Here is a 14,661-nt window from a genome sequence, read left to right on the forward strand (position 1 = left end):
CTAAAATGATTAAGGAGATTCTCATGGCTGCGTATAACAAGATTGGCTTTTTGGCATCATCCGTCGGCGGCATGTCTGTCACTATTGGGGAGGGGCATAACCGACGTAACTTTGGCATTGGCGACTATGTGCGTCAGTTAGACGCGGCCGGGATTCCTGCGGCCGTTGCCTGCAACGATGGCAATGGCGGCATCATGGACGCCATCAACCTCATCCTCAAAGGTTCCAAAGTGCCGCATGTGTTAGGCTATCGCATCGTCAAGCCAGACGATAATCCCGTGGAGCATTACAGTGTGCCGGACTACCTGCGTGAACCCAAAGAGGCCGCCCAGCGCCATTACAATCTGCTTAAGCCCGTCATCGAGCGCAAGGTAGATTTGCCCAAATACCGGGAGCATCTGTGGTGGTTCCCCGTCAACGAAATTCGGGCCAAGCGGGCTGTAGACGAAAATACAGGCAAAAAAGAGCCACAGTATGGCAATATGAACGCCTGGAATTGGATGGGCGAATTTTGCTATGAGTTTGCCTTGCTCGCCAACCATGAAGGATACAGAGTCGCCATGCCGCAGGCCAACAGCGGCGAACCCCAAATTAAAGAGCTGGACGGCGTAGAAAAGGACGCCTGGAAGCAGCCAGGGATGCAAAAATTCCTGCAGCTATGTGCAGACCGCCCGGAACAAGTTTGTGTGGGTTTGCATGAATACTCTTGGGAAGTTGATGACAACATGGGTGGCATCATGGCGGGATATCCAACCAAAGTCGGCCGTTTTCAATACCTGTTCCGGGCTTGCGACGAGATGGGTATTGCCCGCCCCAACGTGATTTTTGGCGAATGGGGCTGGAAGCACGACATCATTCCGCCGCCAGAAGTAGCTATCAAACATATTCGAGAAGTGGCTAAAATTTATGCCCTGCACCCCCAAATTCTGGGCGCATTCATCTGGTATTTAGGGCCATACAACAACTCCTCGCATATCAATGACCTCACCGTTCAACTGTTAGAACCCGTGACGCGCGGAACGCTGGATTGGCGCTTCCCTGATCCACAGCCAAATGGCTCGCTGGATATTCCGACTCAGACAAAACCCAAAGACAAGGACAGAGGGAAAGAAAACCCAGACATGCCTGAAGATGGGAGTACCGATCACAGCAATGAAGAACCTGCGTCAACATTAGCTCGATTTGGCACGGTGAAGGCGCAATATGGCCTGAATATGCGGTCTGAGCCGGCCACAGATGGCGGCCAAAGCACCATTGTGGTGATGTTGCAAGATAAAACGCGCCTCAAAGTGTTGGCGCAGGTTGCCGATAAAAACCCGGCCAGCCAGCGACAATGGTATCAGGTAGCGGTAGAAGGGTTCACTGGTTTCGTTGCGGCAGATTATGTGGTTGTGGATGGGTGAACGAGGATAGGTGACAGTCACTTTTTGTTTTGCCTGGATATTGCCGAACCTGAAGTGACTGTCACCTTGAATTTCACTCCCGGGAACGGCCGTAAATTGGAGTTCCCCTCATCTCCGTTTATAATCTGCCTAGTTGTTTCATTATTTGCAGGAGTGTCCCCATGAAAAGATCGCGTTGGTTGGCTGCAGTGATGGCTTTTTTGCTACTGGTAATAACCATCACCGCTGTATCTGCCCTCACTTACCGTGTCGTTTGGGGAGACACGCTTTCCCAAATTGCCAGCCGCTTTGGCGTTAGCCTCACAACGATACTCCAGGCAAACCCCCAAATTAGCAATCCTAACCTCATTTTTGTGGGGCAAGAGCTAGAAATTTCCACAGGGGATACGCCAACAGCCACGCCCACACCGCCCCCAAACATCACGCCTACCCCCACGCCACTCCCTACGGGCAGCCAAACTTACATTGTCCGCGCTGGGGATACGCTTTCTGCCATTGCCCGGCGCTTCAATACCACCGTTAGCGCCATTGCCCAAGCCAGCGGCATTAGCAACATCAACCTGATTTATGTGGGGCAGCGCCTCACTATTCCTGGTAGCGGCTCTGTGCCAACCCCTACAAACACGCCCCCACCGCCCGCAAACGAGTTTGCTCTAGGCGCTCAAACGCTCAATCTGCACAACCGCGCCCGTTTGGATGAAGCAGGCATGACCTGGATCAAATACCAATATAAATGGCCATCCGAAGATACGCTAGCAAATCTGGCCGAAATTATTGAGTCTGCTCATAACGAGGGCTTCAAAATTTTGGTAACGGTTACGGGCGACACGCCGTACCCAGCCGCCAACAGCATTGATTTTATGGCCTACATTGCCTTTGTTCAGGAGGTTGCCAAGCTGGCCCCCGATGGCATTGAAGTCTGGAACGAGATGAACATTGATTTTGAGTGGCCTGCGGGTCAAATCAGCCCCAGTTCTTACGTGAACAATATGCTGGCGCCGGTGTATACGGCCGTAAAAGCCACCAGCCCCAATACCCTCATCATTTCTGGTGCTTTGGCTCCTACCGGATTTGACAACAACACCAACGCCTGGTCAGATGCACGCTATTTGGCCGGAATGCGCGACGCAGGTGCTGCCAAATACCTGGACTGCGTTGGCGTCCATTACAACGCAGGGGCGACCGCTCCCAGTGTCACCTCTGGCCACCCGGCAGACCCTGGCGATCGCCATTACAGTTGGTACTTTTTGCCAACTCTTACACTTTATCGCAACACGTTCAACGGCACTCGTGACCTCTGCCTAACAGAATTTGGCTATCTTACACCAGACGGATTCGACGGGGTTCCATCCAGCTTTAGCTGGGCTGCCAACACAACATTAAATCAGCAGGCTGCCTGGTTAGCGGAAGCCACCCAGCTAGCCAAAACGAGCGGTTACGTGCCATTGGCCATCGTTTTCAACCTGGATTTCATGAAATATGAAGAAAGTGGCGATCCTCAGGCGGGATATGCTATGGTACGTTTAGACGGCCGTTGCCCAGCTTGCAGCCAGCTAGGCGACGTGATGAAGTAAGGCATTTTCGGAAAAATTAAAAGTGATTCAACCCGAAAATGCAAAACAAGGAGAAACAAGATGAAAGTAAGTACAATTTTGGCTACAAAAGGGAATAAACTGTATACCATCGCCCCGGCACAGGCCGTTAGCGAAGCGGTTGCTATGCTGGCAACGCACAACATTGGTGTCTTGCTTGTGTTAGCAGAAGGTGACCAGTTGGCAGGCATCATTTCGGAGCGCGATATTGTACGCCACCTTGCCAAGCGGCCAGATTTGTTAGACAAACCAGTTGCAAGCGTCATGACCAGCAAAGTAATTACCTGCTTGCCTCAGGACGATTTGATGTCTGTAGCACATGTGATGACCGAACGGCGCTTCCGCCACTTACCTGTTGTGGAAGACGGCGAGTTATTGGGTATGATTTCCATTGGAGACGTGTTGAAGGCGCAGCGCGATTATTATCATGGTCAGATAGATACGCTGGAAACACAAATTCTGGCCACCGAGTAAAAAACTGTCACTTTAAAACCATATTTTTCGCAGGTTTGCCTTTGGTGATGCGGCATGATTTTGCTTGCGAAACAACCATATTTACAGGAGCGTTACAATGTCTCAGATTGGCAGCGAGACGAACCCACTGCGTGTCGCTATTGTAGGGGCGGGTCCGGCCGGTTTTTATACCGCCGAACGCCTATTTAAAGATAAAAGTTTACACATTACAGTTGATATGTACGATCGGTTGCCCACACCATTTGGCCTGGTTCGCAACGGCGTCGCCCCGGATCATCTGAAAATCAAATCTGTTACAAAAGTGTTTGACCGACTGGCCAAAAAGCCACAATTTCGCTTTTTTGGCAACGTTGAGTTAGGCACCGATGTGTCTGTAGAAGATTTACGCAATCATTATCATCAAATTGTGTATTCAACCGGTGCCCAAACAGATCGCTATCTCAATATCCCTGGAATTGATTTGAAGAACAGCCACCCAGCGACTGAATTTGTGGCCTGGTACAACGGCCACCCTGATTTTCGGGATTATGAATTTGATTTGTCGCAGGAGCGCGTAGCCGTCATTGGCATTGGGAATGTGGCTGTGGACGTGGCCCGCATTTTATGCCGCACCCATGAAGAATTGATGGAGACAGACATTGCCGATTACGCTATGGAACAGTTGGTCAATAGCAATGTGAAAGAGGTGGTTATGCTGGGGCGGCGCGGCCCGGCGCAGGCTGCCTTTACCCCGCCAGAGGCCAAAGAGTTAGGCGAGATGGCTGGTGCGGATGCCTGTGTATTGCCTGAAGAGGCGGAATTGGATCCGCTTAGCCAAGCTTCTCTGGCTGACGCTGATCGTGGCACGATGCGGAATATTGAAATTATTAAAGAACTGTCCCAGCGAGCGCCATCTGGCAAGTCCAAGAAATTGACCATTCGCTTCTTGGTTTCTCCCACTGAGCTAAGTGGGAATGAAGCTGGCGAAGTGGCTGGAATGCGCCTCGTGAAGAATGAGCTGTATCAAACAGAGGGTGGCACGCTTCGTCCGCGTGCCACCGACCAGTTTGAGGAGATTCCGGTGGGGTTGGTTTTCCGCTCTATTGGCTACCGGGGCGTGCCCATTCCTGGTGTGCCATTCCACGAGCGCTGGGGGGTTATTTTGAATGAGAAGGGACGCGTGCTTGATGAAGAAAGCAATGAGCCAGTGCTGGGTGAATACACGGCGGGCTGGATTAAGCGTGGCCCCAGCGGGGTGATTGGCACCAACAAACCAGATGCGGCTGAAACGGCCGAATGTATGTTAGCCGATCTCGCTGGGGGTAAAACACTCAATCCCGCACAGCCTGGGCTAGATGCTGCCGCCAATCTGGTGCAATCTCGCAAGCCCAACTTTGTTTCTTACGAAGATTGGTTGAAGCTGGACGAACTGGAGTTGGCCGCAGGCGAAGCGCAAGGTCGCCCCCGTGTTAAATTCACAGAAGTGGAAGAGATGCTCAAGGCGTTGGGGAAAGTATAGTTTTGACCGATACGCCCGAAGAAAAAGTAATTATTTATAGCGATGGTGGCTCAGACCCGAATCCTGGCATTGGGGGCTGGGCGGCTATCCTGCGTTTTGGGGCGCATGAAAAAGTTCTCACAGGCAATGACCCAGAGGCTACCAACAACCGGATGGAGTTGACGGCAGCGATTCGGGCATTAGAGGCTTTGAAACGGCCGTGTGCCATTAACTTCTACACCGATTCCGAATATTTACGCAAGGGCATCACCGAGTGGATTGAGGGGTGGGCGGCCAACAATTGGCAAAAGAAAGGGAAGCCAATTCAGAATGCAGATTTGTGGCAAACGCTGTGGCCACTGGTAAAAACCCACCAAATTGAGTGGCATTGGGTCAAAGGGCATTCTGGCAACCAATACAACGAGCGGGTAGATAAACTAGCCCGCGCTGCTCGGTTGGAAATTACGCCAGACGACGTGATAGATCCAAACGTGCCGCGCCTCTATTTGCGTTCTTCTTGCAAAGGGAATCCAGGGCCAGGTGGGTGGGGCGTTGTTTTAGAAGAGGGGGATGAGACAGAGCAGGCTAGCGGCTCTGAGCCAAAAACAACCAACAACCGCATGGAAATTACGGCCGCTATCGAGGGGCTGCTGCTGCTGCCACCGGGCAGCGAGGTGCAGGTTTTTACCACGTCAGATTATTTGTACCAGGGCATTACGCAGTGGATTCGCAATTGGCGCAAGCGCAACTGGATGAAAAAAGGGGGCGAGCAGCCCGTGGCGAACTCAGATTTGTGGCAAGCGCTAGACAAGCTGACGGAAAATTACGCCATTCGCTGGATCAATGCCAAGGGGAAGGATTTGGCCGGGTTGGAGGAGGCGGGGAAGCTAGCCGTGAATGCGGTTCAGGTTGTGTGAGCAATATTCAGTAATCAGTTATCGGTTAGTCATCGCCGTTGGCGTCGCGGACGTAGCGGCAGGTGGCGTGGAGGAAGCCAAAATTACCCACGGGCGGCATGAGCTCCATCACTTCTAGAATCTCAAAAATACGGCCGTCAAACATGACCTCTTCCCCTTCTTCTGGCCGCGTATCCATATTGATAATTGCCCCTGGATGGTCACTCCCGGCAACAACGTAACTCACTTTGTAAAAGACTTCTTCATTCATCGCCTTATGCTCCTTAGAACAGATTATAACTCTGCCAGGTTACGATGTCGCAACTTAAAGGCAATGTCTATTGCCAAATTCCGCATGACAATAAAGCCAATATGGTTGTTGGCTTCGCACAATTGATAAAATGCTTCGCTTTCAATTAGGTAAAGCGTTGCGCCTTCCCGCGTGGTACGCACAGAGGCAGACCGATAGCCTTGATCAATGAGGGCCATCTCGCCAATTACCTGCCCTTTGCCCAAAACAACTAGGCTTCGTGCATCGTTTACCCCCTGAATAAACACTTCTGCAGAACCAGCAGCCACAATATACATTTCTTTCCCAGTTGTGTTTTGAGTGATGATAATCTCACCAGCACCAAACGATTTTTCCTGACAAATGGCGGCTAATTGTTCTAGCTCATCTGCTTCCAAATTGGCAAACAGTTGAACCCGTTTGAGTAAATTAGCAATTGACATGAATGCCTCCAGCGAAATATTGACATTTACTAAATCGTTGATAAACTACCGCTCTACTGGGCCGAAGTGGCGAAATAGGCAGACGCGCTACGTTCAGGGCGTAGTGAGCATTACGCTCGTGTGGGTTCGACTCCCACCTTCGGCATGAATTCAACAGCTTGAACATTTCTGTTCGGGCTGTTTTTATTTTGTTTGAAAATATTTTGTTCAAAGGGAAACTTGCTGGACGGGAACGGCCGTTGTCCAAACCGCTCAAACTCCTGACCACGTAACAAACCCGGTGTGTGCTCATTGCCCTCATTTTGGCAGATGTTGTCACTCTCGTCAACTATTCCGTGCTGATCCTTAAATAAATGCCTTTGAGAAAATCCGCACAAACGGTATAATTCTTTGCTAGCTTGGCTCACTGCCAAATCACTAAAGTTTGCCAATACTGGTAGAGGGTTTCATATGATTTTTTTGATAGCTGTTGGCGTTATTTTGTTGCCCATTTTGTTTGGTGGTCTTATTGCGTGGGGAAGTTCCAACTTTTCTCAGGTGGTTGAGCAAACCAAGGAAGAGGTGGAAAACATGGACAAGGGATTGAATCCAACAATCACCTTTGGCCATGAAGTTAAAGTAGACGCTTCGCCGGAAGAGATGCTAAAGCAAGCACGTTTAGAAGCGGCACGAAAGGCTGCTAGCCTACCGCGCGGTGCCAATATGCGGATTGGTCGCCTGGGCGCATCTAATTTGCGTACTGCTGGTGAGGCTCTGGATGAAGATCCGTTAACGGCCGTTCGCATTGCCATGCACCACGGTTGGGACGGGGCCAGGACGGGAGCAGTTACGGCCGTTGCTGCGCCAGCCGCGGCTCCGGTGGCTGCTGGTGCTGCCCCCGCTGGCAAAATCAAGCTGATTCCCGGCAAAGATTATCCTGTCATTGAAATTACCGACGATATGCCGCCGGATGAAAAGCGGAAGGCACGTATTGCTAACTCCAAAGCCAAGTCGGCGGCGATGAAGGCGGCTAAAGCCGCAGGTGTTCCGGCTGCTGCGGCTCCTGTTGCCGGTGCGCCCGTTGCTGCTGAGACACCGGAGCCTGCTGCGGCACAATCTGTCAATATCGAACCTCCGCAGCTTATTGAAATGACCGATGATATGAGCCCAGATGAGAAGCGGAAGGCACGCATTGCCAACTCTAAAGCAAAATCGGCCTTCAACAAGGCACTGAAAGCGGCTGGCGTTGACCCAAAGCAAGTTGAAATTGTGGATGGCAAGGTGGTGTTGCCCGGCGGGGCTCCTGTGGCTGCTGCCACTCCCGCTCCTGCCGCTGCGCCTGCTGTGGCTCCAGCCCCGGCTGCGGAACCCGCTGCTGCTGCTGCTAACATTCCCAAGCCAGAGCTCATCGAGATTACGGATGATATGAGTCCAGATGACAAGCGCCAGGCACGGATTGCTAACTCAAAGGCGAAGTCGGCTTACAACAAAGCATTGAAAGCTGCTGGCATTGACCCGAAGAGTGTGCAGTAACTGAGTAATTTGGCAATTTTGAACGGCCGTTTCCACTGGAAACAGCCGTTTTTTGCTAATTTGTAGAAGTTACATTAATTCTTCAAATTCAACAGCCGCAGCTTCTCCCCCACCGAAATGGCGATGTTTCGCATTACTTGCAACCCGATGCGCGGGTACCGGTTGATGAGATTTTCAAAATCCTGGTACTTTAGGGCGACGAGCTGAACATCTGTAGCAGCAACGGCCGTAGCCGTGTACGGTTGGCGGCTCACCAGGGCAATCTCACCCAAAAAGTCCCCGGCCGTCACCTTGCCCACCGAATGTGACCCATCTGGCGACAAAATATCCATCTCCCCCTCCATCAACATGTAAAACACATCCCCCGTTTCCCCAGCTTGCAGCACAATGTCCCCTGCACCTTTTTGCATCACAGAACACAGGCCGGCAATTTTGCTCAGTTCGCCTTCCTCCAGCCCCTCAAAAATGGCCATGTGGCGCGTTGTTTCATTCACCGAAATACCTAGGCGCTTTTCTTCAAAACCGGCCCGCACCAGTTCGAAAATTTCTCTACTGGCGGGCGTTAGCTGTGCTTGGTCAATGTTTAGCGGCACGTACAGCTTTGCCATTTTCAGCGTGTCTAACCGCTCCACCTCGTGAAAAACAAAGGATGGACAGTAAGCAACAGGAACAAAGCCCAAATTGCTCAACGTGCGCTGAATTTCTGGCCAATATGCCGACACGGTAATCTCGATGTACTCAGCTTTGTAAATTTCTTTGGCCCAGGCGTCTAGCTCTTTAAGCAAAAAGCCAGCGACGTCATCTCGCAAATCAATCAGTTCCAAAATTTTGATGCTGTGGCCGATGGGGTCTACTGTGAAGCCAATGGCCCCCACAATGCGCTCATCTTCACGAGCCACCAAGTAGCGCACGTTGCGAGATTCTAGCAAGAAGAGACCGTAACTGAGCTGCAAATTACCAAACACATGCCGCCGCGACAGTCGCCCCCGCTCAATCCGCAGCAGGTAGGGCAAGCCAGATTCGGTTAGCTCTTCAACTTGAAAATCTTTGCCAATGGGGTAGCCATCTGCATCGTCTACGGCGATGAGATCGCTGCGGAAGCCTGTGTTTTGCAGAGCCAGCTGTCCCAGCAAAAAGGCTTCGGGGATGACGCGGGGGTTGTTGCAACGCAGCTCGCGGGCTGGGCCAAATGGTTTGGCCATCATTACCAGGCTTTCGCGGTCATCCAGCAGTACCTTTTGGGGCAAAAAGCCAATCGGCCGTAAATCGAACTTTTCTGAGATGCGTTGGGCGTACGGGTGGGCGGTGCGGCATTCTGTGAGGCCAAAGTGGAGCCTGCGCTCGGCAAAGGCCAGGCGGGCTTCCATGAGCGCACTGCCAACGCCGCGTCCGCGATAGTTGGGGTCTACGGCCAAACGGCCGAATTCGCCACACAAATCGGCATAGGCTCCCACCTCAAAATAAACTGAGGCCGTGCCCACGACTTGCCCCGCCAGTTCGGCCAGCAAAAAGAGATAGCTATCCTGGTAAATGGAGCGTTTGAGCCATTCGTCATTGTAAAACTCTTTGTAGGGGTATTCTTCGCCGTAGCTACGGTAGAACAGGTCGCGCACGGCGGGGAGATCAGCTTCTGTTACGGGGCGGACGTTTACTGAGACTGCCATAAACCTTTTCCTTGTGAGATAACCAAGACGTTGCACATGATACGAATTTTTAGGGAAATGTGGCAACTTTTCTCGAAGATTGATTCGTTTTGATTGTTTTTACGCAACTATAATGCCGATGTGTTAGATTGGCTCCCGTTTGGCCTGTCTGTTGGCCGTTACCTATGTTAAAATTGTCGCTTGGTGTAATGCCAGGTGTTGTGAATGGAAGAGTGACCCGATGGCACATGGTTTAGTGGATGTTCGCATCCTGCAAAGAGAATATTTGCTGGCAATTTCGCGGGCGGTCACGGCCGAATTGGATCTGCATGATGTTTTTCGCATTATTTTGCGGGCGGCGGTGGATTTGGTGGCCGGAAAAGCGGGCATGATTGCCCTGCATCACCCGGAACTGGATAACAGCGTTCGCGTTGCGGCCGTTTACGGCATTCCGGCTCCGCTGGTGGATCATTTTGCCCCACTGTTGCGGGATATTCCGCAGGTGGATGCTGGTGAGCAGGAAGCGGAGCTAACCCGTCGGCTGCAGTTGGTGGCGCATCGTTCCAATTTGGGCTTTACGCAGATGGTGCGTTTGCCCATGGTCAGCGGTGGCGAGACGATTGGCCTGATTTATGTGTTCCTCTCTGGCACGCCGTACCATTTGCCTAAAGATGCGGCTTCCCTGTTGGGTAGCTTTGCCGAGCAGGCGGCCATCGCCGTGAAAAACGCGCGTTTGTATGAGCAGGTGAATAAAGAGAAGCAGCGTTTGGATGCCATTATCCAGCAAAACGCAGACGGGGTGATGATTTTGGATCAGTCGCTGCGGATTACAGATTTTAACAAGGCGCTTAGCCGGATGGTGGGGCGGTTGCCAGAAGAGGTGATTGGGCGGCCGCATGAAGAAATCTTCCAATGGCTGTCGCTCAAGTCGGAGATGGATTTGCATGAGGCGTTGACCAACGGCTGGCCGCTGCCGGGGGCAGCGCATTTGTATGTAGAGGGGGATTTGCAACGGCCGTTCGATGAGAATCTGGAAACGGCCGACGGCAAGAGGGTGAGTTTGGGTATTACTTACGCGCCGCTGATGGATGGAGACGGCCGTATGACCGACATCATTGCCAATGTGCGTGACCTGACCCGCTACCGCGAAGAAGAAGCATTGCAAAAAACGTTCATCTCAGTCGTCAGCCATGAGTTAAAAACGCCGGTATCCATCATCAAAGGATACGCAGGCACGCTGCGGCGGCAGGATGCCAACTGGTCGCCAGAAGTTATGCAGGATTCGCTTGCCGTCATCGAAGAAGAGGCAGACAATCTGACAGACCTGATAGATAGCTTGCTGGAAGTCTCACGCTTGCAGGCAGGTACTTTTAATCTGGAAGTGAGCGAAGACCTTCAGCTTAACCGCGTGGTTGAAAACACAGCACGTAAATTTGGCAGTCAGTCTGAGAAGCATGAAATTATTGTGCAATTTGCCGACGATTTCCCGCCAATCTGGGGCGATGAGCGGCGGCTGGGGCAGGTGATGAATAATCTTATCAGCAACGCCATCAAATATTCGCCCGATGGTGGCGAGATTATGATTCGGGGGAAGGTGCATCCACAACACGTCACCGTTTCGGTGCGGGACGGCGGCATTGGCATTCCGGATCATGAGCAGCATCGTATTTTTCAAAAATTTTCGCGGCTGGACAATGCCCTGAGCCGCAAAACAGAAGGCACTGGGCTTGGTTTGTTCCTCTGCAAAGCAATTATCGAGGCGCATGACGGCCGTATCTGGTTCCACAAAAACCCCGATGGCCCCGGCACAACCTTCACCTTTTCCTTACCAAGAAATTAAGCTAGTAAATAGTGGCTGGTGGCTAGTTCTAAAGCGAGCAACTCACAAACTAGCCACTAACAAACTAACAACTAAAACTTAGGAGCAATTATGCACACGCAACTTACGTGCCCGCAGTGCGGCACGCCCTATACGGCCGAAGTTCATCAGGTTGTTGATTCCAAACGGACACCTCACTTGAAACAGCAGTTACTCAACGGCCAGCTCAACGTAGCCGTCTGTCCACAATGTGGCGCAGGTGGCCAAATGGCAACCCTGATGCTGTTCCACGATGCCGACCACGAAATGTTTATGGTACACGTACCGGCCGAGCTAAATCTGAACCAGATGCAGCGGGAGCAGATGATTGGCCAACTCACCAAACAGGTGATGGATGAGATGCCGCCTGAAGAGCGCCGCGCCTACATGTTTCAGCCGCAACTCATGCTGAATTGGCAAACATTTATGGAAAAAGTACTGGAAACCGAGGGCATCACGCCAGAAATGATTGCCCGGCAAAAGAAGCAGTCGGAGCTGCTGCAAACGCTGATCACGGCCGACAAAGATGTGCAGGATGTGCTGCTACAAGAGCGTGCCGATGAAATTGACGAGACCTTTTTTGCCATGCTGCAACAATTTGTAGATATGGCCTCCCAGTTACAGGATAACCAGCAGATGGTGAAGCTGACCAATTTGCGCGCCCGATTGATGACGGAAACGGCCGTTGGGCAACGCATGGAGCAGCAACAAATGGCCCTACACAAACTGAGCCGCGAGGCCAAGCAGCAGGATGGCCTCACGCCCGCCATGCTGGCAAAGCACGTTGTGGCCAACCAGGAGCAGCCCCACGTAGTAGATGCGCTGGTGATGGCCGGGCAAGGCGCATTGCAATATGAGTTTTTCAGCCACCTTACGGCCGAAATCGAAAAAGCCGAAAAAGAGAGTGATCTAAAATCTGCCTCTCGCCTCACGGCAATGCGCTCAGATCTGCTGAAACTGTACGAGGGGATGCAGGAGCAATCCAAAAATATGCTACAGGAAGCGATGACCACCCTGGATACCATTTTGGCCGCACCCAACAAAGAGCAAGCACTCGTGGAAAATGCTGAAAAAGTGGACGAGGCCTTCATGTCGGTTTTGGTGGCTCGCATGAACGAGGCAGAGCAAAAAGAAGATATGCCGCAATTCCAGGCACTTAACGAGATTCATGGCCTCATTTACGCTCAAATGGAGCGCACATTGCCACCGCATGTGCAGCTTCTAAACCAGCTTGTGCGCTCTGAATCGCCAGAAGAACAGATCCAGCTTCTGGATGAAAATGCAGATTATGTTTCTGATGATTTGCTCAAATTGATTGACCAGGTAATGGAGCAGGCTGGCGAGCAGGGGCAGGAGGATTTGAACGGCCGTCTCCAATCCGTCAAGACTTTGATTCAGGCGCGGCTTTAGTTCGATAATAAGAGCAAATCATGCAAATCGTTGATGTTCAATGGGTGGGGTGCCTGGATTATCTGGTAGCGTGGGAGTGGCAGAAAGAACTTATTGCCGAGCGCACTGCCAAACCAGAAGTTGAAGGCAAATTGCTGCTGTTGGAACATCCGCACACATACACTTTGGGACGGAACGGCCGTTTACAAAACCTCCTTCTCAGTGAAGACCAACTTAAAACAGAAAGAATTGCCTTTTACCAAGTGGATCGGGGCGGCGATATTACCTATCACGGCCCAGGCCAATTGGTAGGGTATCCCATCCTTCCCCTCAAGCGCATTTATAACCGGCCCGGCTTGGGCATCGTGCGTCGCTACATCACCGATTTGGAAGAGGTACTTATCCAAACGGTGGCCCATTTTGGTGTTGAGGCCCAGCGGCTTGAGGGGCATCGCGGCGTTTGGGTTGAAACAAGTAGCGGTTGGGATAAGCTGGCCGCAGTTGGGGTTCGTATACAAAAAGAAGGCATCACCAGCCACGGCTTCGCCCTCAACGTCAATCCCGACCTCACCTATTTTGACAATATCATCCCCTGCGGCATTCGTGATCATGGCGTGATGAGTTTGGCACAATTGCTGCCTCGTCCCACGACCATCTCAGATGTTTTACCTCATCTCATAACCGCTTTTGCCAACGTTTTTCAGGTTCACGCACAACTAGGAGAGTCATGTCTCGCATACCATTAGATTCAATCAGTGAAGCTCCCAGGCCGAAAAGACGGCCGTCCTGGATCAAAGTCCGCCAAATCCACGATACCAACGACAATTACCATTTCCTCAAAGAGTTGATGCGCCAAAAATCGCTGCACACCGTTTGCGAAGAAGCCCGCTGCCCCAATATTGGTGAATGCTGGGGTTCCCGTACCGCTACCTTCCTCATCATGGGCGACACCTGCACCCGTAGCTGTGCTTTTTGCGATGTGAAAACGGGACGGCCGTTGCCGATGGATTGGGTCGAACCAGAGCGCGTCGCCCAAGCGGTCCGCGCCATGAACCTCAAACACGTCGTCATAACCTCCGTCAACCGGGATGAGCGCCCGGACGGCGGTGCGCCCATCTTTGCCGCTTGCATCAACCGAATCCGCGAAGTGCAGCTTGACTGCTCCATCGAAGTGCTCATTCCTGACTTCAAAGGCAGCCGCGACGCGCTGCAAACCGTCATGGACGCCCGCCCGGAAATTCTCAATCACAACGTAGAAACTGTGCAGCGGCTCTTCCGCACCATTCAACCCCAAGATCGGTACGAGTGGGCGCAGGCGACCCTCACCAACGCCAAAGAAATGGCTCCAGATTTGCTTACCAAAAGCGGCATCATGGTTGGTTTGGGTGAAACCTGGAATGAACTGCTGGCCACCCTACGAGATTTACGCGATTGGCACGTAGACATTCTCACCATTGGCCAATATTTGCAGCCTACCCGCAAACATTGGCCGATTGAGCGCTATTACACGCCAGAAGAATTTGCCGAACTCAAACGAATTGGCCTGGAAATGGGCTTCCGCTGGGTAGAAAGCGGCCCCCTGGTTCGCAGCAGCTACCGCGCCCATGAGCAAGTTGAGATGCTGCTTGGTAAGCAGTAATTGGTAATATGCAAAGGACTGTTTTACCCTGGCTTCGCAAGCGAAG

Annotated in this window: 14 protein-coding genes, 1 tRNA gene and 1 pseudogene; 12 read left to right on the forward strand and 4 right to left on the reverse strand. The window is 52.0% G+C overall.

Features of this window, described 5'->3' with window-relative positions; all coding sequences use genetic code 11:
* Positions 1-23: 23 nt before the first annotated feature.
* The 6 genes and pseudogenes from ACOQPM_RS01645 (at position 24) to ACOQPM_RS01670 (ending at position 5,863) form a co-directional block, all read left to right on the forward strand.
* Positions 24-1,403, forward strand: coding sequence for an SH3 domain-containing protein (locus tag ACOQPM_RS01645; protein ID WP_420627483.1), 1,380 nt, complete (start codon positions 24-26; stop codon positions 1,401-1,403).
* A gap of 161 nt (positions 1,404-1,564) precedes the next feature.
* On the forward strand, positions 1,565-2,977 hold the full coding sequence (locus tag ACOQPM_RS01650) for a LysM peptidoglycan-binding domain-containing protein (RefSeq protein WP_420627484.1): 1,413 nt from the start codon (positions 1,565-1,567) through the stop codon (positions 2,975-2,977).
* A 60-nt stretch (positions 2,978-3,037) separates the two neighbouring features.
* On the forward strand, positions 3,038-3,469 hold the full coding sequence (locus ACOQPM_RS01655) for a CBS domain-containing protein (protein ID WP_420627485.1): 432 nt from the start codon (positions 3,038-3,040) through the stop codon (positions 3,467-3,469).
* 97 nt (positions 3,470-3,566) lie between these two features.
* A complete protein-coding gene (locus tag ACOQPM_RS01660; RefSeq protein ID WP_420627486.1) occupies positions 3,567-4,967 on the forward strand; it encodes an FAD-dependent oxidoreductase in 1,401 nt (466 codons plus the stop codon).
* 2 nt (positions 4,968-4,969) lie between these two features.
* Positions 4,970-5,401: pseudogene (gene rnhA / locus ACOQPM_RS01665) on the forward strand (ribonuclease HI); the annotation flags it as partial.
* A 36-nt stretch (positions 5,402-5,437) separates the two neighbouring features.
* A complete protein-coding gene (locus ACOQPM_RS01670) occupies positions 5,438-5,863 on the forward strand; it encodes a ribonuclease H family protein (RefSeq protein WP_420628244.1) in 426 nt (141 codons plus the stop codon).
* Positions 5,864-5,888: 25 nt separating this feature from the next.
* Here the strand turns inward: ACOQPM_RS01670 and ACOQPM_RS01675 are convergent, their stop codons facing one another.
* On the reverse strand, positions 5,889-6,113 hold the full coding sequence (locus ACOQPM_RS01675; RefSeq protein ID WP_420627487.1) for a hypothetical protein: 225 nt from the start codon (positions 6,111-6,113) through the stop codon (positions 5,889-5,891).
* Between the two features lie 23 nt (positions 6,114-6,136).
* Positions 6,137-6,574 carry a cyclic nucleotide-binding domain-containing protein gene (locus ACOQPM_RS01680; RefSeq protein WP_420627488.1) on the reverse strand — a complete coding sequence of 146 codons (438 nt, stop codon included), beginning with the start codon at positions 6,572-6,574 and terminating at the stop codon, positions 6,137-6,139.
* A gap of 60 nt (positions 6,575-6,634) precedes the next feature.
* Here ACOQPM_RS01680 and ACOQPM_RS01685 point away from each other — a divergent pair.
* A tRNA-Leu gene (locus ACOQPM_RS01685) sits at positions 6,635-6,719 on the forward strand.
* Here the strand turns inward: ACOQPM_RS01685 and ACOQPM_RS01690 are convergent.
* Entirely contained in the window at positions 6,685-7,005 is a 321-nt protein-coding gene (locus tag ACOQPM_RS01690) for a hypothetical protein (RefSeq protein WP_420627489.1), read from the reverse strand. The two genes, ACOQPM_RS01685 and ACOQPM_RS01690, sit on opposite strands and share 35 nt — an antisense overlap.
* Positions 7,006-7,024: 19 nt before the next feature.
* On the opposite strand from ACOQPM_RS01690, the gene ACOQPM_RS01695 reads away from it, so the two are divergent.
* Positions 7,025-8,086, forward strand: a complete 1,062-nt coding sequence (locus ACOQPM_RS01695) for a hypothetical protein (protein ID WP_420627490.1) — start codon at positions 7,025-7,027, stop codon at positions 8,084-8,086.
* A gap of 74 nt (positions 8,087-8,160) precedes the next feature.
* Here the strand turns inward: ACOQPM_RS01695 and ACOQPM_RS01700 are convergent, their stop codons facing one another.
* The gene (locus ACOQPM_RS01700; protein WP_420627491.1) at positions 8,161-9,750 is read right to left on the reverse strand and encodes a GNAT family N-acetyltransferase; all 1,590 of its coding nucleotides are present in this window, start codon (positions 9,748-9,750) and stop codon (positions 8,161-8,163) included.
* 220 nt (positions 9,751-9,970) lie between these two features.
* Here ACOQPM_RS01700 and ACOQPM_RS01705 point away from each other — a divergent pair, with 220 nt between their 5' ends.
* The 4 genes from ACOQPM_RS01705 to lipA all read left to right on the forward strand — a co-directional run bounded on the left by ACOQPM_RS01705 (position 9,971) and on the right by lipA (position 14,615).
* Entirely contained in the window at positions 9,971-11,569 is a 1,599-nt protein-coding gene (locus ACOQPM_RS01705) for an ATP-binding protein (protein WP_420627492.1), read from the forward strand.
* A 90-nt stretch (positions 11,570-11,659) separates the two neighbouring features.
* The gene (locus ACOQPM_RS01710; protein WP_420627493.1) at positions 11,660-12,997 is read left to right on the forward strand and encodes a CpXC domain-containing protein; all 1,338 of its coding nucleotides are present in this window, start codon (positions 11,660-11,662) and stop codon (positions 12,995-12,997) included.
* A 20-nt stretch (positions 12,998-13,017) separates the two neighbouring features.
* Complete coding sequence (gene lipB / locus ACOQPM_RS01715) at positions 13,018-13,722, forward strand: lipoyl(octanoyl) transferase LipB (RefSeq protein ID WP_420627494.1); 705 nt, start codon at positions 13,018-13,020, stop codon at positions 13,720-13,722.
* Positions 13,704-14,615, forward strand: a complete 912-nt coding sequence (lipA, locus tag ACOQPM_RS01720; protein ID WP_420627495.1) for a lipoyl synthase — start codon at positions 13,704-13,706, stop codon at positions 14,613-14,615. The genes lipB and lipA overlap by 19 nt, the downstream gene beginning before the upstream one ends.
* Positions 14,616-14,661: the final 46 nt, after the last annotated feature.

It is taken from the genome of Candidatus Leptofilum sp. (assembly GCF_965223525.1).
Taxonomy (GTDB): Bacteria; Chloroflexota; Anaerolineae; order Promineifilales; family Promineifilaceae; genus Leptofilum.

Bases quoted from the DNA above. Each gene is read 5' to 3' on its own strand.
- ACOQPM_RS01645 (WP_420627483.1), top strand. From the start codon at position 24: ATGGCTGCGTATAACAAGATTGGCTTTTTGGCATCATCCGTCGGCGGC.
- ACOQPM_RS01650 (WP_420627484.1), top strand. From the start codon at position 1,565: ATGAAAAGATCGCGTTGGTTGGCTGCAGTGATGGCTTTTTTGCTACTG.
- ACOQPM_RS01655 (WP_420627485.1), top strand. From the start codon at position 3,038: ATGAAAGTAAGTACAATTTTGGCTACAAAAGGGAATAAACTGTATACC.
- ACOQPM_RS01660 (WP_420627486.1), top strand. From the start codon at position 3,567: ATGTCTCAGATTGGCAGCGAGACGAACCCACTGCGTGTCGCTATTGTA.
- ACOQPM_RS01675 (WP_420627487.1), bottom strand. From the start codon at position 6,113: ATGAATGAAGAAGTCTTTTACAAAGTGAGTTACGTTGTTGCCGGGAGT.
- ACOQPM_RS01680 (WP_420627488.1), bottom strand. From the start codon at position 6,574: ATGTCAATTGCTAATTTACTCAAACGGGTTCAACTGTTTGCCAATTTG.
- ACOQPM_RS01695 (WP_420627490.1), top strand. From the start codon at position 7,025: ATGATTTTTTTGATAGCTGTTGGCGTTATTTTGTTGCCCATTTTGTTT.
- ACOQPM_RS01700 (WP_420627491.1), bottom strand. From the start codon at position 9,750: ATGGCAGTCTCAGTAAACGTCCGCCCCGTAACAGAAGCTGATCTCCCC.
- ACOQPM_RS01705 (WP_420627492.1), top strand. From the start codon at position 9,971: ATGGCACATGGTTTAGTGGATGTTCGCATCCTGCAAAGAGAATATTTG.
- ACOQPM_RS01710 (WP_420627493.1), top strand. From the start codon at position 11,660: ATGCACACGCAACTTACGTGCCCGCAGTGCGGCACGCCCTATACGGCC.
- lipB (WP_420627494.1), top strand. From the start codon at position 13,018: ATGCAAATCGTTGATGTTCAATGGGTGGGGTGCCTGGATTATCTGGTA.
- lipA (WP_420627495.1), top strand. From the start codon at position 13,704: ATGTCTCGCATACCATTAGATTCAATCAGTGAAGCTCCCAGGCCGAAA.